A 26,670-nucleotide genomic window follows, 5' to 3' on the forward strand; every position below is an offset into this window, starting at 1 on the left:
CGGCCTCTGCAACAGAATTCTATGGCCACAAAATCTACGAAAACACCTCCCAAACCCAAAGTCAAAGCCAAAACGGAAGCCGCCAAGCCCGCTGCGCGCCGCTCGGCCAAACCGCAACCTGCTGTCCAGCCCAATAAGCTGTCGGAAAGCCTGAAAGCAGCCAAAGCCTTACAAAAAGACGAAGAAAAAAAAGCCCGCCCTGAGCATGTGGTGAACCTTATTAACGACACCATGTGGCTGTTCGGCTTGGTGGTGACCATTTATCTGGCGATTTCTTTATTGAGCTTCGACATGAGCGATCCGGCGTGGTCGCGCAGCGTGGCCAACACCAGCAAAGTGCAAAACTTCGGCGGCTTGTTCGGCGCGTATGTGTCGGATATCGGCTACTATTTATTCGGCCTGTCGTTTTGGTGGTGGATTATCGCCTCGGGTATGTTTCTCTATAAAAACTTCCGTCCGCTGCAAAAGCAAGAAAACCATAAGCCCTACAATCACGGTGTGGCGGCTTTGGCCTTGTTTTTGCTGCTGGTGTGCAGCCCGATTTTAGAACACTTCGCATTTGATGCCGCATTGAACGACTCGCTGCCTGTGGGTGCCGGCGGTTTAATCGGTGCGTTTGCCGGCTCAGGATTGGGTTGGCTGCTGGGTAAATCCGGCAGCTTGTTGATTATGTTTGTGGTATTGCTGTTGGCGATTTCGCTGCTGGCACAGGTTTCTTGGCTGGAAGTCTTGGCTAAAACCGGCCACAACGCCGAGAAAAACCTACAAAACCTCAAACAAAAAATCGCCGATAAAAAGCAACAAAAAGCCGACGACACCACCGATTTGCGCGACACCAAACCGGCTCGCCGCCTGTTGAAAGAAGCCAAAACCATCACTGCCGAGCCTATGCAGAAGATCGAAGGCAGCAGCAGCAACCGCAAAGCCGTGACCGTATCGGTAGCGCCACCGCCTAAAATTCAAACATCTTTGTTTGACGACCATAAAGAGCCGCAAGCTGTGGGCGAATATCACAAGCCGAGCATGAATTTACTGCGTATCCCCGAAGGCGAACCGGTAGCCGTTAATCCCGATGTGTTGCAGCAAACTGCCGAACGCATTGAATCCAAGCTGGCCGAATTCGGCATTGGTGTGCAAGTAGTGTCAGCTACTGCAGGCCCTGTGATTACCCGCTTTGAAATCGAACCGGCGCAAGGCGTGAAAGGCAGCCAGATTGTCGGTTTGGCCAAAGACTTGGCGCGCTCGATGTCGGTACAAGCCGTGCGCGTGGTGGAAACCATTGCCGGTAAAAACACCATGGGCATTGAATTGCCAAACGAACACCGTCAAGACGTGATGTTGAGCGAAATCTTGTCTTCAGAAGTATTTAACGAAGCGCAATCCAAGCTGACTGTCGCCTTGGGCAAAGACATTTCCGGTAATCCGGTAGTCGGCGATTTGGCCAAAATGCCCCATTTATTGGTGGCCGGTATGACCGGCTCGGGCAAATCCGTCGGCGTCAACGGCATGATTATGTCTATGCTGTATAAAGCCACGCCGGATGAAGTGCGCTTCATCATGATTGACCCGAAAATGCTGGAATTGAGCATTTATGACGGCATTCCACACCTGCTCTGCCCGGTTGTCACCGATATGCGTGAAGCCGGTCAGGCGCTGAATTGGTGTGTGGCCGAAATGGAAAAACGCTACCGCCTGCTTTCTCATGCCGGCGTGCGCAATTTAGACGGCTTCAATAAGAAAGTCGGAGATGCCAAAGCAGCAGGCAAACCGTTGCTGAACCCTTTCAGCTTAAATCCTGATGACCCCGAGCCATTGGAAAAACTACCGCTGATTGTGTTGGTGATTGACGAATTGGCCGATTTGATGATGACTGAACGCAAAGCCGTCGAGCAGCAAATCGCCCGCTTGGCGCAAAAAGCGCGTGCCGCTGGCATTCACATGATTGTTGCCACACAACGCCCGAGTGTCGATGTGGTAACCGGTTTAATCAAAGCCAACATCCCGACGCGCATGGCCTTTACCGTGCAAAGCAAAATCGACAGCCGCACCATTCTCGACCAAATAGGCGCCGACGAATTGCTGAAATACGGCGACTCTTTATTCCTGCAACCGGGCAGCGCCGAGCCCACCCGCGTGCAAGGTGCATTTGTCTCCGATGATGAAGTGCATAAAGTCGTTGCCCATGTCAAAGAACAAGCCCCAACCCGCTACATCGAAGGCTTGCTCAGCGGTGAAGCAGCTTTGGAAACCACAAACATCGTCAACCCAAATGCCGACAGCGACGAATTATTCGACCAAGCCGTTGCGTTTGTGTTAGACAGCAAGAAAACCTCAATTTCTGCTTTGCAACGCCAATTGCGCATCGGCTACAACCGCGCAGCCAATTTGATGGAAGCATTGGAAAACGCAGGTGTAGTCACCCCTGCCGACATCAGCGGCAGCCGTCGAATTTTGGCTCAAAAAGACCAGCTTTGATTTTAAACATAACAAAGGCCGTCTGAAAATTTTAGTTTTCAGACGGCCTTTTTAGATATATACAAGGATAAAAAAATAAATCAGCGTATTAATCTGAATCATGGTTTATTTTGTTACTGCTGATTCAAATCACACCACAGGCCGTCTGAATCGACCAATTTTCAGACGGCCTTATCGCCTATTATTCAAACATTGTGCTATACTAGTCGGCTGAATTTTATCCCTTTTGCAACCAATGGCCGCCTGAGGCTGCCGATTGTTGTTTTGTCCCCTTTGAAGGCAAATCACGCAAACAGGTTTCCATCCATTAATCAACAAGATATTTAAGGGCTTACGATGAGCGTAACTGTAGAAACTTTAGAAAACTTGGAACGCAAAGTAATTGTGTCTCTGCCTTGGGCTGAAATCAACGCAGAAACCGACAAACGTTTGAAACAAACCCAACGCCGCGTAAAAATCGACGGCTTCCGTCCGGGCAAAGCCCCATTGAAAATGGTTGCGCAAATGTACGGCGCAAACACTCAAAATGATGTGATGAACGAATTGGTTCAACGTGCATTCTACGACATCGCGGTAAGCGAAAACCTGAAAGTAGCCGGTTTCCCACGTTTTGAAGGCGTGGAAGAGCAAGATGACCAAGAATCTTTCAAAATCGCTGCGATTTTTGAAGTATTCCCTGAAGTCGTGATTGGCGACTTGTCTGCACAAGAAGTTGAAAAAGTAACGGCTAACGTTGGTGATGCCGAAGTTGACCAAACAGTTGAAATCCTGCGCAAACAACGTACCCGCTACAACCACGTTGAGCGTGAAGCGAAAAATGACGACCGTGTGATCATCGATTTTGAAGGCAAAATCGACGGCGAATTGTTTGAAGGCGGCTCTTCTAAAAACTACGCATTCGTATTGGGCGCAGGTCAAATGTTGCCTGAATTCGAAGCAGGCGTTGTGGGCATGAAAGCCGGCGAAAGCAAAGACGTTGAAGTAAACTTCCCTGAAGAATACCACGGTCAGGAAGTGGCCGGTAAAACTGCCGTGTTCACCATCACTTTGAACAACGTTTCTGAGCCGACCTTGCCGGAAGTGGACGCTGATTTCGCTAAAGCCTTGGGCATTGCAGACGGCGATGTGGCTAAAATGCGTGAAGAAGTGAAGAAAAATGTTGGTCGTGAAGTTGAGCGCCGCATTCAAGACCAAACCAAAGATTCTGTAATGGAAGCTTTATTGAAAGCATCTGAATTGCAAGTGCCTAACGCTTTGGTAAACGAAGAAGCTACCCGCTTGGCCAACGAAATGAAACAAAACTTCGTAAACCAAGGCATGGCTGATGCTGCCAACTTGGATTTGCCAATCGACATGTTCAAAGAACAAGCCGAGCGCCGCGTATCTTTGGGCTTGATTTTGGCTAAAGTGGTTGAAGAAAACAAACTGGAACCAACCGAAGAACAAATCAAAGCCGTTGTGGCCAACTTTGCTGAAAGCTACGAAGATCCACAAGAAGTCATCGACTGGTACTACGGCGACGAAAGTCGCTTGCAAGGCCCGACTTCTTTGGCCGTTGAAAGCAACGTGGTTGACTTCGTATTGGGCAAAGCCAAAGTTACTGAAAAAACCTTGTCATTTGACGAAGTAATGGGCGCACAAGCCTAATCTGCCGTCTGATACATGACATCATGAAAGCACTGAAGCAGCGCGCAAAGCGCGCTTTGGTGCTTTTTGTTTCTTGAGTGCATTATCGTGGTTTACAATAAAAATAAGACAAGGCAACAGCGACTGCTTGTACATCCCACATCTGGACGCTGGTAAAACTGCAATTATTTTTATATTAAACCGCCATACATTGAAATGCCGGCTATTTGGCACCATATATGGAAAAAGATGATTTACTGATTTCCGTATCACTTACTGACAGGAAAAGTCCGCATGACTCCAGACATTCAAAACTATCTCGTTCCCACCGTTATCGAACAAAGCGGCCGTGGCGAACGCGCTTTCGATATTTATTCCCGCTTGCTGAAAGAGCGCATTGTGTTTTTGGTTGGCCCCGTAACCGATGAATCTGCCAACTTAGTGGTGGCACAATTGCTGTTTTTAGAAAGCGAAAATCCAGATAAGGATATTTATTTCTACATCAATTCCCCTGGCGGCTCAGTTACCGCAGGCATGTCAATTTACGACACCATGAATTTCATTAAGCCTAACGTATCAACCCTGTGTTTGGGTCAGGCCGCCAGCATGGGCGCATTCTTACTGTCTGCCGGCGAAAAAGGCAAACGCTTCGCTCTGCCAAACAGCCGTATCATGATTCACCAACCATTGATTCACGGCGGCTTATCCGGCCAAGCATCCGACATCGAGATCCATGCCAAAGAGCTGATTAAGATTAAAGAGAAACTCAACCGCTTGCTGGCGAAACATTGCGACCGCGATTTGGCTGATTTGCAACGCGACACCGACCGCGACAATTACATGTCTGCCGATGAAGCCAAAGAATACGGCTTAATCGACCAAGTATTGGAAAGCCGCGAAGCATTGTTGGCAGAAACCAATTAAAAATTAAATCTGTTAGCTAAAAAGGCTGCCTGAAATCCATTTTCAGACAGCCTTTGCTGATTAATGCATGGCAAACATAAAACATTACTGCTGCTTGCCTTGTATCATTTAAAGCTTATCTAAAATTCAAAATAGGCCGTCTGAAAGTTTTGAACTGTCCCCCAATTCTTGGACAAATTAAAAATCTTTCTCAAACAGCCTGTTCAAGCTGAGTTCTGTAAGCCACAGGACTCAGCTTTTTTAAATTCAAACTAATACGTTCATAATTGTAGTAACGTATGTAATCATCTATCACTTTGGTCAACTCTGCCACCGATAACACACCTTCCTGATAGAAGCTTTCCACTTTTAATGTCCCGAAGAAACTCTCCATCGGTGCATTGTCCCAGCAATTCCCTTTGCGCGACATGCTCTGCACAATGCCTTTCTCCGCCAGCTTTTCCCGATAAGCCTGAGTTCGGTAAAGCACACCTTGGTCAGAATGCAGCAGCGGGGTCTGCCCTTTCAGACGGCCGAATGCCTTATCCAGCATCTGCATGACCATCTTGCTGTCCGGCTTTCTACTGAGCTCATAAGCCACAATCTCACGATTGAATACATCCAATATCGGCGATAAGTACAGTTTGCCGTCGGTGCATTTAAACTCGGTCACATCGGTCAACCATTTATCTCCCGCTTTATCAGCAGTGAATGCACGCTTAAGGATGTTTTTCGACGTCTCTCCTATAACTTGCGGACGATAGGATTTTTTGTTGCGCACTTTGGCTTTCAAACCCAATAATCCCATAATACGCTGCACTTTCTTTTTATTCCACGATAATACAGCTCCAATCCGCCGTTGGCCGTAGCGACCTTTGTGTTGGTGATAAACTTCACTCACCGCCGCTTTGGCTTCCATATCGGGATCGGATTTACCGATGTGGTAGTAGAAACTGCTTTTGGGTATGCCGGCACTGTGCAACAAGTATTTCAGCAGGTGCTTCGCCCTCAGCGTTTGAACGGTTTCGCAACTTTGGTGGCGTTCTTTTCGTTGAGGGCTTTCATGTGCTTTAGGTAGTCGATCTCCGCCCTCATGTAGCGTAACTCTTCAATCAGCTCTGCCTGAGTTTTTTCATGGTCGGGTTTGTCGACGATAAAGGGATTGTTGCGTTTGGTCTGCGTAGTCTTCATAAGCGTAGCCTGTGGGTGCTGAAGTGCGGCTATACCGCCTTGACGGTAGGCGGCAATCCAACGGCGCAGGTGGGTGCGTGAGACGTTGAAATGGTCTGCGGTACGCTGTTGGCTGTGCACTTGATGGTAATGGAGTACGGCTCGGTATTTGAAGTCTAGTGTATATTTGGACATAAGAAAACTGCACCTTTTTAAGTTGGGGGGAAAGTGTCCAACTTTTGGGGTGCAGTTCATTTACTTTCAGACGGCCTATTGTTTCATCACATCTTATTTAGGACGATGCGGCAATTCTTCTTCAGTCAACGGTTTGATGTACCAAATATCGCGACAATAATCGGCAATCGAGCGGTCTGACGAGAAGAAGCCCATGTTGGCAATGTTAATCAAGGCAGAGCGGTTCCAAGCGGCTTTGTCTTTGAAATGCGCATCTGCTTTGGCTTGCGTGTCGATATAGCTGTGGAAGTCGGCCATCAATTGGTAATGGTCACCATAAGGCTGCAATACATCGTTGTAGCGGGTCGGTTCTTCCGGTGAGAAGGTGCCATGACTAATTTGATTGACCACACGGCGCAAGTCATGGTCTTGCTCGATGTAGCTCAATGGGTCGTAGCCATTGCGGCGAATTTCTTCCACTTGTTCAACGGTGTTACCGAAGATGTAGCAGTGTTCCGCACCGACTTTATCCAGAATTTCAACGTTGGCGCCATCCAAAGTACCCATACAAATCGCGCCGTTCAAAGCGAATTTCATGTTACTGGTGCCTGAAGCTTCGGTGCCGGCCAATGAGATTTGCTCATGTAAGTCGGCAGCAGGAATGATGATTTGTGCCAAGCTTACGCTGTAGTTCGGGATGTACACCACTTTAATCAAATCACGGATGCGGCTATCGTTGTTGATGATCTTGGCCACATCGTTAATCAAACGAATGATTTTCTTCGCCATGTAATAAGCAGAAGCGGCTTTACCGGCAAAGATAAACACGCGTGGCTGCCAATCGGCATCCGGGTTTTCCAAGATTTTGTTATAACGGTCAACAATGTGCATCACGTTCAAGGCTTGGCGTTTGTATTCGTGGATACGTTTGATTTGAATATCAAACAAAGCGTCAGAGTTGACTTTGATGCCCAACTCTTTTTCGATATAGCCGGCCAAGCGTACTTTGGCGGCTTTTTTCACTTCGGCAAACTCGGCCTGAACTTGCGCATCATCGGCTTTGTCGTTCAGTTTCACCAAATTATCTAAGTGCAAACGCCAATCTTGTTCACCCAAATGTTTGTCCAAGAATGAAGTCAATGCCGGATTGGCAATATTAATCCAGCGGCGCGGGGTCACACCGTTGGTCACATTGGTGAAGCGTTCCGGGAAGATTTTGGCAAAGTCGGCAAAAATGGTGTTGACCATCAAATCAGAGTGGATTTTGGCCACGCCGTTGACTTTGTGCGAACCAATCACTGCCAACCAGCCCATGCGCACGCGGCGACCATGGGTTTCGTCAATAATCGACACGCGGCTGACAAATTCATCATCAAAATTACCAATCGCACGCAAGGCATTCAGGAAGTAGGCATTGATTTCAAAGATGATGTCCAAGTGGCGTGGCAACAAGCGACCCATCAAATCAACCGACCAAGTTTCCAAGGCTTCGCTCATCAAAGTGTGGTTGGTGTAAGAGAACACTTTGCAGGAAATATTCCATGCTTCAGTCCACGATAAGCCCTCTTCATCGATCAAAATGCGCATCAATTCAGGAATTGCCAATACCGGATGGGTATCGTTCAAGTGAATCGCTACTTCATCGGCCAAGGTGCGGATATTCGGGAAACGGCATTTGTGACGCGCAATGATGTCTTGCACGGAAGCTGAAACCAAGAAATATTCTTGTTTCAAGCGCAATTCACGGCCGCTTTCGGTTGAGTCGTTCGGATACAAAACGCGAGAAATGTTTTCATCGCTGTTTTGCGCGCGCACGGCAGATGCATATTCGCCGCGGTTAAAATCGGCCAAATCAAACAGATTTCCGGCATGCGCCGTCCACAAGCGTAATGGGTTGGCCACGTCGCCGCCGTAGCCCGGAATGATTTCATCATATGCCCAAGCCGAAATTTCTTCGCTCGGATGCCATTCTTTTTTGTTGCCCATGTTCAACACTTGGCCACCGAAGTTAACTGCATATTGTTTGTTCGGACGGGCAAACTGCCATGCCAAATCCTGATCCAGCCATAAATCGGGTTTTTCAACCTGCTGGCCGTCCACGATTTCTTGTTTGAACATACCGTATTGATAGCGGATGCCGTAACCCATGGCCGGAATACGTAAGGTTGCCAATGAATCCAAGAAACACGCAGCCAAACGGCCCAAACCGCCGTTACCCAAGCCCGGATCTTGCTCTTGCTCGCACACATCGGCAAATTCTTTGCCCAATTGTTTGAATGCTTCTTCAAATTCAGCGTACACGCCCTCATTAATCAATGCATTGACAAACGAGCGGCCCAACAAGAATTCCATAGAAAGATAGTAAACCATGCGTTTGCTGTTTTCGATATGGGCGCGGCGGGTTTTGAGGAAATCCTCGGCAATCAAATCGCGTGCAGCCAGCATAGCAGCATTCAGCCATTGCTGTTCGTTGGCATCTTTCGGGTCAACACCCAAAATAAAAATCAGTTTGTAAACAATCGACTTACGGATGGTTTCGGCATCCGGTTTCGGCATAACATAATCGTAGCCTGAGATAGGAAGTTTCTGAGCCATGATAGCCTTTCTTGTTTCGTGTGTTTCAACACACAGTGATGAAATCAGGCCGTCTGAATGGATTCAGACAGCAAAAATAGGAAATGGATTGAATTAAATTCAATACGCAATTCGATGTAAAACTACAAAAACAGTTTAATTTCGGGCAATCAGTGTATCTTTCCGACTGCCAATATATTCAGACGGCCTCAGACAAACCTCACTCAATCTTGAGCCGAACAGAACCGATATGCGTCGATTTTACCTGAGCTTCTATTAAAACACTATTAAAATCTATGCTTTATTCGCTTTGCGTAAAACCCATATCCCCATGTGCGACACTTCGCATTGCTGAGCAGCCGGTTCGTAATTAAATTTCTCAGATGGTACGCAAGAAACTTTCCAACTTCCTTGAGGTAGGTTAAATAACTGCGTACTACGCTTGCCATTCACCAGCAACAACCATTCGTCATCCAGCAAAACCTGCATGGCTTTTACGCTGTGGTCATTCCAGCATTTATCTGTCATTTCAAGGCCGTCTGAATTGAGCCAGGTGACGTGTGTTTTATTCCACCATTCATCTGCATTTAATGATTTGATTTGTTTGCGGATTTCAATCAAATCATGTACATAATCCTGCAACACATGCGTTTCAGACGGCCAATCCAGCCATGTGGTGGCATTGTCTTGGCAGTAGCCGTTGTTGTTGCCCTGCTGGCTGTTGCCGAATTCGTCGCCGGAAAGCAACATCGGTGTGCCTGAAGATAAAAATAATGAGGCCAGCAAAGCTTTGGCGGTATATTCGCGCGATTGCAACACACACGGATCATCGCTCTCGCCTTCTACACCGTGGTTGTAGCTGAAGTTTTCATTGTGGCCGTCGCGGTTTAGCTCACCATTGGGTTCGTTGTGTTTTTCGTTGTAGCTCACCAAATCCTGCAGGGTGAAACCATCGTGTGCGGTAATGAAATTGATGCTGGCCGACGGCAATCGCCCGCTGTGGTCGAACATATCGGCAGAACCCGACAAACGCTCGGCAAATGCGCCGAGATTGCCGTTTTCCCAACTCCAAAATGCACGCATATCATCGCGGAACAAGCCGTTCCATTCGGCAAAAGGCTGTGGGAATTTGCCCACATGGTAGCCGTCTTCACCAATGTCCCACGCTTCGGCAATCATTTTACGACCGGCCAACAGTGGGTCTTGAAACAGCATATTGAAGAAGCGGCCATAAGTTTTAAATGCCGGTTCGCGGCCGAGAATCGTGCCCAAATCAAAACGGAAGCCGTCAACATGAAATTCTTCCACCCAATAGCGCAGGCTGTCCATTACCCAGCGGCTGGTATCGCGGTTCACTACTTTGAGCGTGTTGCCGCAGCCCGACCAGTTTTCATATTCATACTGCGCGTCTTGCCAATACCACAGCGAATTATCCATGCCACGCTGGCATAAGGTCGGCCCTTCGATGTCTTGCTCGGCAGTGTGGTTGTACACCACATCCAAAATCACTTCGATACCGGCGGCATGTAAGGCTTTGACTGCTTGTTTGAATTCGTCGGCGGCTTGATTCGGATTGGCGGCGTAATCAGGTTCGACCGCAAAATGCGAATAAGTGTTGTAGCCCCAATAATTCGATAAACCCATTTTCTGCAAATGGTATTCATCCAAATGCTGATAGATCGGCAACAGCTCAACCGTGGTGATGTCCAATTTTTGCAAATAAGCAATCACGCGCTTATCGGCCAATGCTTGATAAGTACCCGCATTCGCCAAATCAGGAAATTGCTTGGTAAAACCTTTGACATGCGCTTCATAAATCACCGTATCGCCCCAAGCAATATCGGGATGGCGGTCATCGCCCCAATCAAAATCAGAAGGTGGCACCACCACGCTTTTGGGCGCAATGGCCGCATTATCACGGCCGTCTGTATGATGAAACCACGCCATTTCCTTTTCGTTGCGGTATTGCGGCACGCCGTCAATCTGCTTTGAATAAGGGTCAATCAGCAGCTTTTGCGGATTGAAAAAAGCACAATGCGCGCCATAGCCCTGCCCATACACACGAAAACCATAGCGCTGCCCTGCTTTGATATTGGGCACAAAGCCGTAAAACACCGTGCCTGAGCGGCAAGGCAGTTCTAAGCGCGTTTCTTTTTCCCCGTCAAACAAACACAATTCAACCGATTGTGCGTAATACGAAAATACAGCAAAATTTGCCCCGTTTTCCTGCAAAGACACGCCCAAAGGATACGGGCGGCCTGCTTCAATATGCCATGCTTCGGCATTCATATCGCTTACCTTATTTCAACTTATGGATTCAAACTAATGATGTGGCTATTTCTTACATATCAGGCTGAGGCCTTTGCAAAACTCCAGATTTGAGTACAGTTCGAAGTTAGAGCAGCACAGAAAGCGCAGGCATATCACAAAGATAGGCAAGCTTTCGAGCAGCGCATAACGAAGAAATGTGCCAAAGATAGGGAGTTTGCAAAGGTCTCAGGCCGTCTGAACATGCTAACATCAAAACTTCTATACTATATTTAGCCTAAACCGCTGTTTCAGACGGCCTCTGAAACAGCGGTTTTCGATAAACTGCTTATGCTTCGACAGTATCGCTTTCAAGCTCTTCTGCTTCAAGCGCTTCAGGCTTATCGGCGGCTTTATACAAATACACGGTGGCCAATGGCGGAATTTTCACCGACAGCGAATTCAGTTTGCCGTGTGATGCGATTTCTTCACTTGCCACTTCCACACCGGCACTCACGCCACTGCCTTTGTAGGCGGTTTGGTCGGAATTCATGATTTCACGATACACGCCCGCTTGATTCACGCCGAAGCGGTAGGCATCATGCACCACCGGCGTGAAGTTGCTGATGACGATAATGGTGTTGCCTTCGCGGTCGCGGCGTTCAAATACGAATACTGAATTGTTGCCGTCGTCGGTCACCAGCCATTCAAAGCCTTCCGGCCATTGGTCAAGCTGATACAGCGGTGCGTTGGCTTGATAAATGTGGTTCAAATCGCGCACATAATCCTGCATGCCTTTGTGCCAGCCGCCTTCTTCTTCCAGCAAATACCAATCCAAGCCTTCGTTGTAATTCCACTCGCGCCCTTGCGCAAATTCATTGCCCATAAACAGCAGTTTTTTGCCCGGGAAGCCGAACATAAAGCCGTAATACGCACGCAAATTGGCAAACTGCTGCCAGCAATCGCCCGGCATACGGCCCAACAGCGAATATTTGCCATGCACCACTTCATCATGCGACAGCGGCAACACAAAGTTTTCGCTGTATTGATACATCATGGCGAAGGTGATTTTATCGTGATGGTATTTGCGGTTGATCGGGTCTTCCTGCATGTAGCGCAAGGTGTCGTTCATCCAGCCCATGTTCCATTTGTAGCTGAAATTCAAGCCTTCTTGGCGGGTCACATTTGGGAATGAAGTCGAATCTTCGGCGATTTGCGTCGAATTTGGCACTTCTGCTTTCAACATGGTGTTGGTGTCATGCAAAAATGCAATTGCTTCCAAGTTTTCATTGCCGCCATATTGGTTTGGAATCCATTCGCCTTCTTTACGTGAATAATCACGGTTAATCATCGATGCAATCGCATCCACGCGCAAACCGTCGAAACCGAAACGCTCAATCCAATACAGCGCATTGCCTTGCAAGAAGTTTTTCACTTCGTTGCGGCCGAAGTTGTAAATCAGCGTGTTCCAATCCTGATGGTAGCCTTCGCGTGGGTCGGCGTGTTCGTATAAAGCCGTGCCGTCGAATTTGTTCAAGCCATGATCATCCACCGGAAAATGGCCGACTACCCAATCGAGAATCACGCAAATACCCGCATCGTGCGCGGCTTTAATCAAGGCACGTAATTCATCAGGCGAACCGAAACGGCTGGTCGGCGCATACAAACCAGTGGCTTGATAGCCCCACGAGCCGTCAAACGGATATTCCGAAATCGGCAGCAATTCGATGTGGGTAAAGCCCATGTCTTTCACATATGCCACCAATTCGGTTGCCAACTGTTCATAGGTCAGCCAGAAATTGTTTTCCGGATTGCGCTTCCACGAACCCAAATGCACTTCGTAAATGCTGATTGGCGCATCAATGGCGTTGGCGCGGGCGCGGAATTCCGGCTCGGCCACTTTATCCGGCAAACCGCGCACCACAGAAGCCGTGCCCGGACGCAATTCGGCAGCAAACGCATACGGGTCGGTTTTTTGACGCACATTGCCGTGAATATCACGGATTTCAAAGCGGTATAAATCATTGAGCTTGATGCCCGGGATAAACATATCCCAAATGCCGTTATCACGATGGAAACGCATCACATGGCGGCGACCGTCCCACTGGTTAAACTCACCAATCACCGACACGCGCTGCGCATTGGGTGCCCACACGGCGAAGCTCACGCCTTTCACGCCGTCCACTTCGGCAAAGTGCGCACCTAAAGTTTCATACGGCCGCAAATGCTTGCCTTCGGCCAACAGCCATGAATCCATGTCTTGCAACGCCGTGCCGAAACGATACACATCTTCTTCGCGCACCGCTTCGCCATGTTCGCTGTATTTCACACTCAAGGCATAGTCGGGCGCATGTTCCGGCAACACAGCCACGAAGAAACCGCGTTCATCAATTTTTTCAGACGGCATAATCAATTTGCCGTCGTGACGGTTGACGATGTCCACACTAAACGCTCCCGGAAACAGCGTACGCACCACTTCATCGCCTTCTGCCAAACGGTGTCGCCCCAGATAGGCAAACAAATCGTTGTGCGTCGCCAAAAACAGGCTCTCGACCGTGTCGCGTTCGACAGAATCCAGCTCGTGATAAGCCTTGGTGTGGCTGTTTTTCTTCATGCGTACCTCGTCAATCATGGCAAGTTGTCCGCTCATTAAGCGATGGTTAGGGAAATCTTCCAGCGTGACCGGCATTTTGCGCGCCCAATTCGGATAACCTTCGGCCACGCCCGGCACGTTGAGGTTATCGCTCATGCCCAGCAGGTTTTCTAATTGCAGGGCAAGCAGTTTGCACTCAGTTTGCGCGGCATAGCGGTGCACCGAACTCATTAAGCCTTCGGTCATTTCAGACGGCATGTCTGTATCTTCAGGTAAGCAGCGGCTTTGTTTTAATTTGGCAAACAAATCGGCTTTATCGTGTTCGCGCTGTTGTAAGGCCGTCTGAAACGCTTCGTCATCGGCAATCGTGCCCAAGCGATGCATGGTGGCCAAATCTTCACCGGTCCAATACGCGGCCAATGGTGCCACGTCGTGGGTGCTGATGACCGCAATCGCTTGATGCGGATAATCTTGCGGCCATTCAAAACCTTGTGCATTTTTACTGAAATACACCACTTTATAAGAATACACCTGATAGCGGTAAAGCAATTCCCGCGCCTGATCCGGCACCGTACCTAAGTCTTCACCGATAATTACACATTGATGGCGCTGGCTTTCCAAAGCCAAAATGGCAAACATCGCTTCGGCATCGTAATGTACATACGCGCCATGATCGGCGGTTTGGCTGCCCACCACCCACCACAAGCGGCACAAAGCCATCACATGATCAATGCGCAAAACACCATATAAACGCATGTTTTCACGCAATAATTGGGCGAATTTTTCATAGCCGTTGTGTTTGAGTGCATAAGGATTCAGCGGCGGCAGATTCCAGTTTTGGCCAGTCGGCCCCAGCGGATCCGGCGGTGCACCGACCGACATATCCATGCAGTAATCACGGCGATTCAGCCAAGTATCCGAGCTGCCACGCGCCACGCCGACGGCCAAATCGCCGTAAATGCCCAGCTTCACGCCGTGTTTTTGCGCGGCTTGGTTCACTTCGGCCAATTGTTGCGCACACAGCCATTGCAGCCACATATAAAAACGAATTTCGCGCTCGTGGCCTTTGGCAAAATTTTGTACCGCTTCGCTTTGCGGATCTTGATATTCAGACGGCCACGATGTCCAACCAATCTCGCCCGGTTGGTTGTAATATTGGTCTAAGGCTTCAAACAAGCCGAAACCGCGCAAGGCTTCGCCTTTTTCCGCTGCAAACGCAGCAAAGGCTTCGCGTTCGCGTTGCGCTTCTTCGCAGGTTTCTTTTTCAAACGCATTAAACGCCAATTGCAGCGCATCGCGTTTAAACGCCCAAACAGCGGTATAGGTCACGGTATCGGTCAGGCGCAAGGCGGCGATGCGTTGCTGGATATTGGGTTGCGCCAGCCATTTTTTGGCTTTTTCGCCATAGCTGAACGCAGCAACTTTGGCGACATCCAAATAAATCGGATTAAGCCATTCACGCGATGACGGGCTATACGGGCTGGCATAAGCCGGACGGCTGGTAAACAGCGCATGCAATGGATTAATGCCGATAAAATCCAATTGCTCCTCGGCCGCAAAAGCCATCAAATCGGCCAAATCGGTGAAGTCGCCAATGCCCCAATTTCGTTCCGAACGCAAGCTGTAAAGATGCGTGGTCAGCCCGTTCATTCTCAGGCCGTCTGAAAGCGCTTTAGGCTGATAAACCGATTTCGGTGCCACAATTAAGCGCAGTTTCACCACCGCGCCATCGGTTTCGGCGGACAACACATAATAGCCGGCGGCCAATTCAGGCAAAGCTGCCCGCAGGTTACCGTTGTCGTCATAAACATTTAAAACCCAGCTTTCACCGGCTTCGTTTTCCAAACAGTGTTGTGCGGCTGAATGAAATGCGGCAGGCAAGCCTAAAGTTTGTGCTTCCTGCTCGCGTGCCACCAAAGTATCGACAAACAGGCCGTCTGAAACATCGGTTTGCTGTAAAGATTGAAGAATGGCCTGTAAGACTTCGGGCATGGTTTCATGGTAAACGCCGCCGATGTCGTAAAAGCCTAAATCAATGCCGTATTCGCCGGCTTGAGTTTCTAATGAGTTCATCGCGTAAATCTGCCGTTGCGGTTAAGGAGGTGGGGAAACTAATCTTAATATAGATTGTGCCGTATCAAATATGTAATTCGACGTAGGCTGCCGATAAAGCGTATTTTTCTCGGCTTGATTTGATTTAAACCAAGATTTGACAGTCTTTTCAATCAACTGTTTGACTGCACCCATTCAGACCAAAGGCCGTCTGAAGGGTTCGACACACAGGTCAAAACTTTTCAGACGGCCTTTTATCATCCGCTCACAAATTAGTGGTGGTGGCCATGCGGACCATGTACATGGCCGTGTTCGATTTCTTCGACAGAGGCTTCACGGATACCGTCGACAGTTGCTTTAAACAACACTTTCATGCCGGCCAAAGGATGGTTGCCATCGACCACAGCTTTACCGTCAGCCACATCGGTTACACGGTAGATCAACACTTCACCGGTTTCCGGATCATCGGCTTCAAACATCATGCCCACTTCCACTTCAACCGGGAACACACCGACATCTTCAATGCGCACCAATTCCGGATCTTGTTCGCCAAACGCATCATCAGGCGACAATGCTACTTCTACTGTTTCACCGACATTTTTGCCGTGTAATGCTTCCTCAACCAATGGAAAAATACCATCGTAGCCGCCATGCAGATACACGATAGGCTCTTCGGTTTTATCCAATAATTGGTTGTTGGCATCGTACATTTCGTAATGCAGGGATACTACTGAATTTTTAGCAATCGCCATTTTGTCGTCCTTGTTAATTGTTACCACGTTGATACAAGCTGCATTCTAACACAGAGCCGCTGCTTGAAGTGTGCCATTCTGACTGCATGGCCAAAAGCCGGTAAACACCATCTTTTACCACTTGCAAATTAAAACCCGACTTTTCACAAAATTAATATTAATTGTTGCTTTTCTACAACCAATCAGCAAAAAATTCTCAAAACTTAACACTTAGGCAAAATTTTCGCCTGCTTACTGCCGCCTGTCGGTGACAAAGCAATAAACAATTGAATTCAAAAATATTTAACCTGAATTTTACTTAAAAAATGTTACAGAAAAGTACAAACCCAAGAACGATTTTGTAATTTTATCAAATTAAGCAATTCATTCTGCGCCCTCTCTTAATTTTGCGCCGTTGCAATGGCTTATATGGTGGGGCATAATGAGGAAAATTCAGTCATGAATTTCTACTGTAAAGGCCGCTATGCGGCCGTTTTTTAGTTTTTACTTTAAATCGATTTAAAAAAGAAGGTTATAAAATGAAAAATTCATTGTTTGCTGCTGCTTTGTTGTCTTTGACTTTGGCTGCTTGTGGTGGTTCTGAGCCAGCTAAAGATGCTGCTGCTGAAGCTGCTTCTGCTGCCTCTGTTGCTGCTGACGCTGCCGCTTCTGCTGCTACTGAAGCTGCTTCTACCACTACCGAAGCGACTGTTGAAGCCGCTTCTGAAGCAGATGCTGCAGCTACTGAAGCCGCTTCTGCTGCCGACGCTGCTTCTGAAGCTGCTGCTTCTGCTGCCGACGCTGCTGCTTCTGAAGCCGCTGCTTCTGAAGCTTCTGCTGCTAACTAATATTCTGATTCAGAATAAAAAAGCAGGATACTTATAAAAAGTATCCTGCTTTTTGTTTTTTCCGACCAACTATCTGCCTTACAGTCCGTTGGCAGATTTGCGCTATAATCCTGATTTATTACAAAACAAACAATCACCAGGCACAGCATGCATCCCCACCTACCCACCTCGTTTCAATCATTTCTTGATGCTTCAGAAATTATTGAGCCGACGCCCTCACTCATCATCGACCAACGCCGCCGCTTCACTTCCACACCGGATATTATTCTGCAACCGAATTCTGTCGCGAGCGTGCAAAAAATCCTGCGCTTTTGTCATGAAAATCGCATTACCGTCACCCCGCAAGGCGGCAACACTGGCTTATGCGGCGCGGCGGTCGCCCGTCAAGGCGTGCTGCTTAATCTTTCCAAGCTCAACAAACTGCGCGAAATCAATCTGGCGGATAACAGCATGACGGTCGAAGCCGGCATGATTTTGCAACACGCACAAGAAGCCGCAGCCAATGCCGGCCGCTTGTTCCCCTTAAGCTTGGCCAGCGAAGGCTCGTGCCAAATCGGCGGAAACATCGCCTGCAATGCCGGCGGCCTGAACGTATTGCGCTACGGTGCGATGCGCGATTTAGTCTTAGGCTTAGAAATCGTCTTACCCAACGGCGAATTGGTTTCGCACCTGCAACCTCTGCATAAAAACACCACCGGCTACGACTTGCGCCACTTATTTATCGGCAGCGAAGGCACGCTCGGTGTGATTACCGCTGCGACTTTAAAACTTTTTGCCCGCCCGCAAACCACCGCCACCGCATGGGTAGGTTTAACCAGCATCAATGAAGCGGTGAAGCTGCTCACCCAAATCCAAGGCCACTTTGCCGAACGCTTATGCAGCTTCGAGCTCATCAGCCGCTTTGCTTTGGATTTATCATCTGAATTCAGCCAATTAACCAAGCCGACTGATGCCGATTGGCATATTTTGATGGAATTGACCGATTCCGTTCCCGATACTGATTTGGCCGATCAATTGGCCGAATACCTTTATGCCCAAGGCTATGAAAACAGCGTGTTGGCACAATCCGAACAAGAACGCCAAGAATTGTGGACTCTGCGCGAAAACATCTCCGCTTCTCAACGCAACTTAGGCACCAGCATTAAGCATGACATCGCCACCCCAATTGCAAATGTGGCTGATTTTGTATCCGAATGCGCCGCCGCCTTAAAAACGCGTTTTGCCGATATCCAAATCGTCTGCTTTGGTCATTTGGGCGACGGCAGCCTGCATTACAACACCTTCCTGCCCGACATCCTAAGCAACGAAGTGTATGAATACGAAAACATCATCAACACCATCGTTTATGAACATATCCTAAAACACCAAGGCACCATCGCAGCCGAACACGGCATCGGCGAAATCAAAAACCATTGGATTCCGCATGTGCGCGAAGCAACCGAAATCGCCTTAATGCGTGTCATTAAAGCACAATTGGACCCACACAATATTATGAATCCGGGCAAGCTGTTGCCCTAACCTCTATCCAACCATCAAGCCGTCTGAAAAAGCATTTCAGACGGCCTATTTACTAATGCTTAAATTTTAAGCAATTATATTTTCTCATTTAAATTCAGATAATAATCACACTTATCCACATGATTCACACACCATCACACACCTTAATCACGGATATTGGTTAATATACCTCCAGGCAGACATCACCGGGATTATCGATTATCCACAACAATATGCCGTCTAAACCGCACCTAAATGTAAACCCACCACCAAACTGTATTAAAATTACATTTGCTCATTTTTTAAACAACACGTTTTTTTCTATACATTTCAACCCTCAATCATGGTTATCCACAACAGAGTTCACACAAAGCAGGGATAACTATACTTTTGTTAAGTTTATGTTGAGGGCGCCTGAACGCATTTTTTCATTACTTTCCCTTAATCAAATGGTTTTTTCTGCCAATAAAACTTTTGCTGTTTCAGACGACCTTGAAAAACTTCCGCCCCACCACCCAACTCAAACACCAGCGCGCCTGATAAATCCGTGCGCAACAATGTTGCCCCATGCGCCGCGACTTTGTTTTGCACCACCTTGGTCGGATGGCCGTAGCTATTCGCATAGCCGCTTGAAGCTACGGCATATTGCGGCGACACTGCATTCAAAAACGTGCCCGCACTGGCAGTATTACTGCCGTGATGCCCCAAAACCAATACTTGGCTATAGAGTGCATCACCATATTTTTGCACCAAATCCAGTTCTCCCTTCTGTCCCATATCGCCAGTAATCAGCAGCGCCTGCCCGTCGGTCACCACACGTAACACACAGCTTTCATCGTTGTCATCTTTACCCGAATACGCTTCAGACGGCCTGAGAAACTCAAATACCACACCATTCCACACCCATTGCGATTCGTCACAAAACTCGGCTTGCGGATAAAATTCAGGCTGTCCGGCTAGCAGCTTTTGCGGCGGTTGACTACGCTTGACTGCCGTATAGCCGCCGTCGTGATCAATGTCATGATGCGACAGCACCAACTTATCCAGCCGCCGAATGCCCAACCCATTCAAGCTTGGTACAATGCCCGCACCTGTCGCATATGCCGTGCCTGTATCGAACAGCAAACGGTGTTCGCGCGTTTGCATCAATACCGACAAACCCTGCCCCGCATCCCATACCCACACTTTCAGACGGTCTTCCGGCAAAGGTTGCATACGGTAAAACACAAATCCAACCAGCACCAAGCAAGCCCAAGGTTTCAAAGCCGTGCCGCGTGGCAGCAGTAAAACCAACGCCGCCAAAACTGCCAACGCCATCAACGGCCAAGGCGCAGCCGCCACCGCAAATTCAGGCGAATACCCTGCCAGCCACACCAAAAACCGAAGCGTGTATTCCGCCAACACCGCCGCCAACCATTGCAGCGGCGCAAACGGCAGAGCCGAACCGAGTAAAGCCAGCGGCGTCAACACCCAAGAAAACCACGGAATCGCCACCACATTCACCAGCGGGCTTAACAGCGGCAGCGAAGCAAACATATAGCCCAGCAACACCACCGACAACAAAGTCACCGCCCATTGCCCGCGCACAGCCAGCCACCAGCCGCGTTCGTTCAGACGGCCTGCCGACGACCAAATCAGCGCCGCCACCAAACCAAACGACAGCCACAAACCCACGCCCAATGCCGCCAAAGGATCAAACAGCAACACCAGCGCCAAAGCCTGCCACCAGCCCGCCCACGGCGATGAACCGCTGCCGCGCCACCACGCATAAGCAAACGCCGCCAACATCAACACACTGCGCTGCGTCGGCACACCAAAACCCGCCAAACCCGCATACAACAACGCACCCAGCACACCACCCGTCAACACCCACAATCTCGGCCGCTTCGGCACCACAGGCAGCGCCCGCAGCAACAGTTTCACCAAAAAACCGAACCACACCGCCACCATCGTCACATGCAGCCCCGAAATGCTCACCAAATGCGTTAAGCCCAAAGGCCGAAATGCCTGCCACAATTCCGCCCGCAATGCCGATTGTTCGCCAATACCCAATGCCCGCATCAAACCGATGCCGTCTGAAAACTCGTGTCCGTAAAGATTCGCCTGCTGCCAATTGCGGCTGATGCGTTCACGCCACAACGTCAAATTTAGGCCGCCCGACTCCGCCAACAACACCCTACCCTTACCCAACGAACCCATGCCGCCCACGCCATTGGCCAATGCCCAAGCCTCACGATTGAGCCCGCGCAAGTTCACCTCACCCACCACCGGCCGCACCCGCGCCGACACCTGCCAGCGGCTGCCCACCGGCCAATCGCGCAACTGATAATCCGACAACATCAAGCGATATTCGCCGCCATCCTTATCCCAAGCCTTGGCCGCGAACTGCACCCGCCGCTCATCACGGCGCGGCAAATCGTCCACTACCATCGTCAACGCCACATTCTCCACCCGCGCCACCGGCCATTGCCGCGCTAACGCTGATTCCGTACGCCACACCCCATAAGCCATACCCAACAACACACACAACAACACTGCCGCCGGTTTCCAACGCCAAGCTGCCAATAAAATCAACCCAAACACCGCAATCCACGCCCACAACGGCGGCACCACAGGCAACAGGAACGACACCAATACCCCGAATGCCCAGCACGGCAATACATAACGCAACATAAATTATTTCTCTTGTAATCGTTTTTATTATGGTAAATTAGAAATAATGGATGTGCATAGAAAAAAGCCATCTGAAAGAGTTCTTCTTTCAGGCGGCTTTTATGATTGATTAGAATTGCTTAAACTTACTTTCTCATTTCGCAGTGCTACAATCAGTCCCAAGGAACGTAGAACTTAAATCACGTTGTAGCTCCCTTTCTCATTTCGCAGTGCTACAATAGCCAAGCGGAAAGTCTTATTTAATAAGGCTTTCCGCTTGGTTTTTCTCATTTAAAATGCTTTTAAAACAGCAATAATTGATCTGCATTGACCTTTTTTTCTTGTACTTTTAGCTCTCCCAAAAGCAATTTCATGCCGGCAAATTGCTTTTCTGTCACCTCTAAACAGCGTACAGAACCTTCTTCAGGCAAGTTCGCACATAGTCGATTGTGGTGTTTTTGCAACGAATCTCTACCTTTTACAATTCTGCTGTAAACAGATAATTGCAGCATTTGGTAACCATCTTTAAGCAAAAAATGTCGGAATTGATTGGCCACTTTTCGCTTGGCTGCAGTCGTTACCGGCAAATCGAAAAAAACGATAATTCTCATAAATTTCGCCTCACTCATATTGATATGCCTTTAATGTTTGTAGCTCGGGTAATTTCAAAAAATGAGCATTTTTTTGACTTAAAGCTATCTGAAACGATGAAATCATTTTATCAATGGCCGCCAATGTGCTGAAACTTTGCTGCTCAATCATCATTTGATGGTGCAACACACTAATTAGCTGCTGCTTTGTTGTTGTGTCTAATTGTTCTTTCAGACGGACTTTTTCTTTTAATTGAATTACCATTAAATCAGCTAACGGGCGAAGTGGTTCGATAAAATCATCAGCTAAATTAAAAGGATTTAGCTCACTTTTATGAAACAAACCCAATGCAGGCAACCACCCATACAATACTAAGCTGCGTGCAACTGCCGCTCGCAATACAGCATAAGCATAATTTAAATGTGCGTTAATTTGATTGTCTTCTGTACGGGTAAAGCGTTCACCAAACAAAACTTGAAAATACAATGCTGCGGCTTGTACCTCTCTATTACCGTTGTCGCCTGATTTCACTTCAGAAGCCAATATGCGCAAGCGTTTTGCGGCAATATCGTTACCGGTTTCATCTATACAAAAAGCCTGATTCAAAATTTTTTGTTTCACAATTTTTTGCCAAAGCTGTTTTTTAATCGGCTCACCTGCATGTATTTGCAACTTCAAGGTTTTGAGTTGGCGGTGATATTGCGAAAATGGTAACCATTGCCCGCAGGGTAAAAACTGTTCGTCACAGGTCAGCAGAGTTACGCCATTTTCTGCCAAAGCCGATAACAGCGGCGCGGTAATTACTGTTTCACGATTTTCAACCACGATGACGGCAATGTCTTCTAAAGGTACAGTATAGTTTTCTCCCTCCTGCCGGATACTGAGTTGTTTGCGCAGCAAAGATAATTTGCTGCTATTCTGAATAAGTAAGCCCCTCCAAGTCATGATAATCCCCTAAACTATTATTCAAGACGAAAAATCCCTGTTTCAGACTGCCTGAAACAGGGAATGGATAAATTAGCGAACCGGTGGACGTTTTTTCAGACGGCATGGTCTGATTTCTTGACCTAATTCATCAACAGTGTATTTTTCAATAAATGAACTATTTTGCGAACTAATACGGAATTGTTTACCATCTTTAATTTTTGGGTAACCATCAGGACAAACTGACCTATCTGGTAACGTCAAAGTTAATCTGCCATTAGAACTATCACAAGAAATATAATAAGCAAATATTTTTTCTTTTCCATCAATCGGATTTGGAACAGTAATTAAATCCCCTGATTGCAAAGTAAAGCAGAATGTATAACTATCATCGATTTCATAACCTTTGCAATCTATATTCGGTAAAATACCTTCCGCAACCTGCCAAGCATAGACAGGAACAACAAAATACTGCTTTTTGTTTTTCTTATTGGTTTTACTAAATATATCTACCCGCGCAATATCACCATTATCAGCCATGGTATATGCATTTTTTTTATTTAGCAAAACACCACTTTCCTGAGTCTTTTCAATACGGATAGCTTTAACCTGTTGCCCTCCCTTTTTATAAAACGGATTTTCTTTTGGATCAAATGCTTGTTTAGCATTACCACCATACGCCTCCAAACGTTCTTTAAGCTCCTTATAAAGCTCTATTTCTCGCCCATTTTTATAATTAACCATATTCTCCAAATCATTGAATGTAATATCGGTTAACCACTCTCTTTTAACGCTTATTTTTTCATTTTGCAAAACAAATCGTTTAGCAGATCTTAAAGTATCTTTGTGAGCACCGCTCATCTTCCTATTTGGCGCACGAGAAACAAACAGCGGTGTCACATATTCATGCACTGCCTCAGGCCGTGATGACAATTTATCTGCCAGCAAAGCTTTTAAATTTTCTGCCGTATCAGCTATCTCAAATTGAGGATCACCTTCCGGACGGCCAAATACACGAATCATGACTTCTTGGCGGAAGAAATCCCAAGGCTGTGGGAAGCTTAACCGGGTGACTTCACCGGTTGTTTTATCAATCATTTCACCATCAAATGCATTCATTTCACGATAACGCACGTAATTGGTGATTTTCTGCTGCATAGCAACCGTTGAACACGCCACCACAATGGCATCCAAAGCATGATGACGGTCATTATCGGAACGTACTTTATGCAAGCCCCAGAAGCCGCGTAGAAGATTGGTAATTTGGCCATTAGAAGCAAACACGCGGCGCTTGCCTTTACCTTTCAACATCATATTATCGGCCACAAATTGACACAGGAAACGGTTCACATAGCGGGTATCGTTAAGATTGCGCTCTTTGAAGCCTTCTTCATCAATTTTTTGTAACAAAATTCTTTGCTTTTTGCTGTATGGAAAACGGCAGGTTTGTACACGCGCAACGAACTCCCGCCATTCACGGCTATTTTCTTTACCATTAAAATATTCATATGGCGTTTGATTGCCTTTGTTTTGGTTTTCACTGCCCAACACCAGCACTTTATTATTAAAGCTGTCGTCCCATGTTCGTGAAAATGGCAAGGCATGGTCAATCTCAACATAGCCTTTTTCATTCAGACGGCCTAAATCAATTTCTTTGCCTGAATACAAGCATTGCCCATGCTGCTGCTCATACAAGCGCATTTTCAAAATATCTTTGGCTTTAGGCTCGCCGACAAAATGAGGGAAATATTCTTTAAACTTCGCCACCGCTCTTTCTCTATCGCGGCGGTTTTCTTCTTGGCGTTTTTCAATATCTTTGCGGTCTTTATAGGATTTACCGACTTCACGCGCTGTCTCAATATGAATCCGCATCGGCGAACCATATCGGCGCACCACGGCATTAATGATTTTTCGTGCCTGCGACAAAGCGCGCAACACTACCGGATTGCGGATTTGGTCAGCCGGAATCGGGGGCAAATAAATTTCTTCACGCTTTTCTTTTTGTCCATAATGATCGCCGTAAACCAACCGACAAGCCTCATCATAACGCTGCCCCTGTTCCATCAATGGCAGAATCTTACGCAATGCTTTCAGAGAAATTTGAATGAATTTTTCGAAATTCAAATGAAGAAGCAGCGCATTTAATTCTGCCTCCGGCAATAAACCGTTCAGACGGCCTCGAATATCATCATCGGTTTTATATAGTGAAAACGCCGTTCCAATTTCGTCTTGCAATTCAGGGCTATAAGCCAAAGGCGATTTCTTATCTTTCAACCCTTCTTTTTCCAAAGCCCGGCTGATGGCATGATAGGCTTTCATTTCCATCAAGGTGCTATTTTCGGCGTTGTCTTTGCCATAGCGCAGCCCCTTGAAATGAGCGGTTTCATTCAGCTCCAATTCCTTACGCACTTGTGCGTAAGTCAGCTTGGATTTTTGATAAGGTAAGTCAATCAGTTGGCTGCGTTCGCTATCCGTTAATGCCCGCTCAGCACCCTCTTCCAAAATCCGCAGATTATTCAGCTTAGTCAGCCAAACAAAACGTTCGGCGGTGTAAGTATTTTTGGCTGCCTTATATTCAGCAGTTTCAAAAGTACAGTGCCCCAACATTTCCTGCACCGCATTACCGGAAAGCGCAGGACGTTGAACCATCAACAAATCTTCGACTGCTTTTTTAGGCCGTCTGAAACATGAGGATTGCCGTATTCTTTTTGCTTTTCAAACAATAAATCTAACTCAGCCAGCAAATCTTTGCGGTTAAAAGTATGCGAATAATCACCGCGTTGATTGCGGATATGACCGACTTCCTGCTCAAATTTTTTCACCGCCAATTCAGCAGGGGTGCGGAATCTCTCATCTTTCAATGCCTCGTGATTGGCCTTAACCCCTGAAAGCAATGCACCCAACTCTTTATCAGCACTTTGTTCTTCATTTTTTCGCTGCGATAAATAGCCACGGTGTTTAATCATATGCAACAATACTGCCGCCCATTCTTTAGGCATTAGTTTTCGGTCAAGCGCAGCAACACGCAATTGCCAAGGCGTATTCGGCAAATCATTTACCAAACCTTTTTCATCAAAATCTGCTGACGATAAAACACCTTCCCGCTTTAATAACCGGCGGGCACGCAACAAACGATGCGCACGACGACGGATAATGCGTCGCTGGCTACGCGCTTCACGGCGCACTTTATTTAAAGATTCCCCTTTTTTAGCCGTTTCAGCCTTTTCAAATACCCGTACACCCACATCAATTAGGCGCTTTGGCATTTCCTGCTCATCAATCTCAATCACAGCCCAACCAACCGAGGCAATGCCGATATCCAAACCCAAAATATAATTCATCGGTTTCAATTTCGTGGTAATCATCGTTAACCCTTTGTATGGAAATGTTAAATATAAATATATCGCAACTGGGTATTTTTATGCAATTAGATTATTGACAAGGTTATTTTCCCAACGTAGAATTGGCTCCATTGTTGCACTGCGAAATGAGAAACGTTGCTACAATAAGGCCACCGAAAGGTGTGCCGCAACGCTCTGTCCCTTAAGGTCTCGACCTTAAGGGACATCGTTTTTTTGTGCCAAACAGAACAACAAAAATGCCGTCTGAAAGA

Annotated in this window: 14 protein-coding genes and 1 pseudogene; 5 read left to right on the forward strand and 10 right to left on the reverse strand. The window is 47.5% G+C overall.

Annotation, left to right across the window (positions count from 1 at the left end; translation table 11 throughout):
- Nucleotides 1-150 precede the first annotated feature (150 nt).
- The 3 genes from ACM67B_RS07225 (at nucleotide 151) to clpP (ending at nucleotide 5,025) form a co-directional block, all read left to right on the forward strand.
- Complete coding sequence (locus ACM67B_RS07225; RefSeq protein ID WP_416190543.1) at nucleotides 151-2,475, forward strand: DNA translocase FtsK; 2,325 nt, start codon at nucleotides 151-153, stop codon at nucleotides 2,473-2,475.
- A 336-nt stretch (nucleotides 2,476-2,811) separates the two neighbouring features.
- On the forward strand, nucleotides 2,812-4,122 hold the full coding sequence (tig, locus tag ACM67B_RS07230; RefSeq protein WP_416189065.1) for a trigger factor: 1,311 nt from the start codon (nucleotides 2,812-2,814) through the stop codon (nucleotides 4,120-4,122).
- Between the two features lie 273 nt (nucleotides 4,123-4,395).
- A complete protein-coding gene (gene clpP / locus ACM67B_RS07235) occupies nucleotides 4,396-5,025 on the forward strand; it encodes an ATP-dependent Clp endopeptidase proteolytic subunit ClpP (protein ID WP_095502198.1) in 630 nt (209 codons plus the stop codon).
- Between the two features lie 190 nt (nucleotides 5,026-5,215).
- Here the strand turns inward: clpP and ACM67B_RS07240 are convergent, their stop codons facing one another.
- The 6 genes from ACM67B_RS07240 to ACM67B_RS07265 all read right to left on the reverse strand — a co-directional run bounded on the left by ACM67B_RS07240 (nucleotide 5,216) and on the right by ACM67B_RS07265 (nucleotide 16,566).
- Nucleotides 5,216-5,989 carry an IS3 family transposase gene (locus ACM67B_RS07240; protein ID WP_416188878.1) on the reverse strand — a complete coding sequence of 258 codons (774 nt, stop codon included), beginning with the start codon at nucleotides 5,987-5,989 and terminating at the stop codon, nucleotides 5,216-5,218.
- Between the two features lie 23 nt (nucleotides 5,990-6,012).
- Nucleotides 6,013-6,369, reverse strand: a complete 357-nt coding sequence (locus ACM67B_RS07245; RefSeq protein ID WP_416188879.1) for a helix-turn-helix domain-containing protein — start codon at nucleotides 6,367-6,369, stop codon at nucleotides 6,013-6,015.
- A 93-nt stretch (nucleotides 6,370-6,462) separates the two neighbouring features.
- Nucleotides 6,463-8,943, reverse strand: coding sequence for a glycogen/starch/alpha-glucan phosphorylase (locus ACM67B_RS07250; protein ID WP_416189066.1), 2,481 nt, complete (start codon nucleotides 8,941-8,943; stop codon nucleotides 6,463-6,465).
- A 273-nt stretch (nucleotides 8,944-9,216) separates the two neighbouring features.
- Nucleotides 9,217-11,211, reverse strand: coding sequence for a glycogen debranching protein GlgX (glgX, locus tag ACM67B_RS07255; RefSeq protein ID WP_416189067.1), 1,995 nt, complete (start codon nucleotides 11,209-11,211; stop codon nucleotides 9,217-9,219).
- Between the two features lie 307 nt (nucleotides 11,212-11,518).
- A complete protein-coding gene (glgB, locus tag ACM67B_RS07260; RefSeq protein ID WP_416189068.1) occupies nucleotides 11,519-15,835 on the reverse strand; it encodes a 1,4-alpha-glucan branching protein GlgB in 4,317 nt (1,438 codons plus the stop codon).
- Between the two features lie 251 nt (nucleotides 15,836-16,086).
- Nucleotides 16,087-16,566 carry an FKBP-type peptidyl-prolyl cis-trans isomerase gene (locus ACM67B_RS07265; RefSeq protein ID WP_416189069.1) on the reverse strand — a complete coding sequence of 160 codons (480 nt, stop codon included), beginning with the start codon at nucleotides 16,564-16,566 and terminating at the stop codon, nucleotides 16,087-16,089.
- 518 nt (nucleotides 16,567-17,084) lie between these two features.
- Between ACM67B_RS07265 and ACM67B_RS07270 the strand changes: the two genes are divergently transcribed.
- Nucleotides 17,085-17,393 carry a hypothetical protein gene (locus tag ACM67B_RS07270; RefSeq protein WP_416189070.1) on the forward strand — a complete coding sequence of 103 codons (309 nt, stop codon included), beginning with the start codon at nucleotides 17,085-17,087 and terminating at the stop codon, nucleotides 17,391-17,393.
- Between the two features lie 147 nt (nucleotides 17,394-17,540).
- The gene (locus ACM67B_RS07275; protein WP_416189071.1) at nucleotides 17,541-18,911 is read left to right on the forward strand and encodes an FAD-binding oxidoreductase; all 1,371 of its coding nucleotides are present in this window, start codon (nucleotides 17,541-17,543) and stop codon (nucleotides 18,909-18,911) included.
- A 420-nt stretch (nucleotides 18,912-19,331) separates the two neighbouring features.
- Here the strand turns inward: ACM67B_RS07275 and ACM67B_RS07280 are convergent, their stop codons facing one another.
- The 4 genes and pseudogenes from ACM67B_RS07280 to cas9 all read right to left on the reverse strand — a co-directional run bounded on the left by ACM67B_RS07280 (nucleotide 19,332) and on the right by cas9 (nucleotide 26,422).
- The gene (locus ACM67B_RS07280) at nucleotides 19,332-21,563 is read right to left on the reverse strand and encodes a DNA internalization-related competence protein ComEC/Rec2 (protein ID WP_416189072.1); all 2,232 of its coding nucleotides are present in this window, start codon (nucleotides 21,561-21,563) and stop codon (nucleotides 19,332-19,334) included.
- 281 nt (nucleotides 21,564-21,844) lie between these two features.
- Nucleotides 21,845-22,171, reverse strand: a complete 327-nt coding sequence (gene cas2, locus ACM67B_RS07285) for a CRISPR-associated endonuclease Cas2 (protein WP_416189073.1) — start codon at nucleotides 22,169-22,171, stop codon at nucleotides 21,845-21,847.
- The gene (cas1, locus tag ACM67B_RS07290) at nucleotides 22,164-23,078 is read right to left on the reverse strand and encodes a type II CRISPR-associated endonuclease Cas1 (protein WP_416189074.1); all 915 of its coding nucleotides are present in this window, start codon (nucleotides 23,076-23,078) and stop codon (nucleotides 22,164-22,166) included. The genes cas2 and cas1 overlap by 8 nt, the downstream gene beginning before the upstream one ends.
- Nucleotides 23,079-23,150: 72 nt before the next feature.
- Nucleotides 23,151-26,422, reverse strand: a pseudogene (cas9, locus tag ACM67B_RS07295) (type II CRISPR RNA-guided endonuclease Cas9).
- Nucleotides 26,423-26,670: the final 248 nt, after the last annotated feature.

It is taken from the genome of Neisseria sp. CCUG17229 (genome assembly GCF_047839235.1).
In the GTDB taxonomy this organism is placed as follows: domain Bacteria; phylum Pseudomonadota; class Gammaproteobacteria; order Burkholderiales; family Neisseriaceae; genus Neisseria; species Neisseria brasiliensis.

Bases quoted from the DNA above. Each gene is read 5' to 3' on its own strand.
- tig (WP_416189065.1), top strand. From the start codon at position 2,812: ATGAGCGTAACTGTAGAAACTTTAGAAAACTTGGAACGCAAAGTAATT.
- clpP (WP_095502198.1), top strand. From the start codon at position 4,396: ATGACTCCAGACATTCAAAACTATCTCGTTCCCACCGTTATCGAACAA.
- ACM67B_RS07245 (WP_416188879.1), bottom strand. From the start codon at position 6,369: ATGTCCAAATATACACTAGACTTCAAATACCGAGCCGTACTCCATTAC.
- ACM67B_RS07250 (WP_416189066.1), bottom strand. From the start codon at position 8,943: ATGGCTCAGAAACTTCCTATCTCAGGCTACGATTATGTTATGCCGAAA.
- glgX (WP_416189067.1), bottom strand. From the start codon at position 11,211: ATGAATGCCGAAGCATGGCATATTGAAGCAGGCCGCCCGTATCCTTTG.
- glgB (WP_416189068.1), bottom strand. From the start codon at position 15,835: ATGAACTCATTAGAAACTCAAGCCGGCGAATACGGCATTGATTTAGGC.
- ACM67B_RS07265 (WP_416189069.1), bottom strand. From the start codon at position 16,566: ATGGCGATTGCTAAAAATTCAGTAGTATCCCTGCATTACGAAATGTAC.
- ACM67B_RS07270 (WP_416189070.1), top strand. From the start codon at position 17,085: ATGAAAAATTCATTGTTTGCTGCTGCTTTGTTGTCTTTGACTTTGGCT.
- ACM67B_RS07275 (WP_416189071.1), top strand. From the start codon at position 17,541: ATGCATCCCCACCTACCCACCTCGTTTCAATCATTTCTTGATGCTTCA.
- ACM67B_RS07280 (WP_416189072.1), bottom strand. From the start codon at position 21,563: ATGTTGCGTTATGTATTGCCGTGCTGGGCATTCGGGGTATTGGTGTCG.
- cas2 (WP_416189073.1), bottom strand. From the start codon at position 22,171: ATGAGTGAGGCGAAATTTATGAGAATTATCGTTTTTTTCGATTTGCCG.
- cas1 (WP_416189074.1), bottom strand. From the start codon at position 23,078: ATGACTTGGAGGGGCTTACTTATTCAGAATAGCAGCAAATTATCTTTG.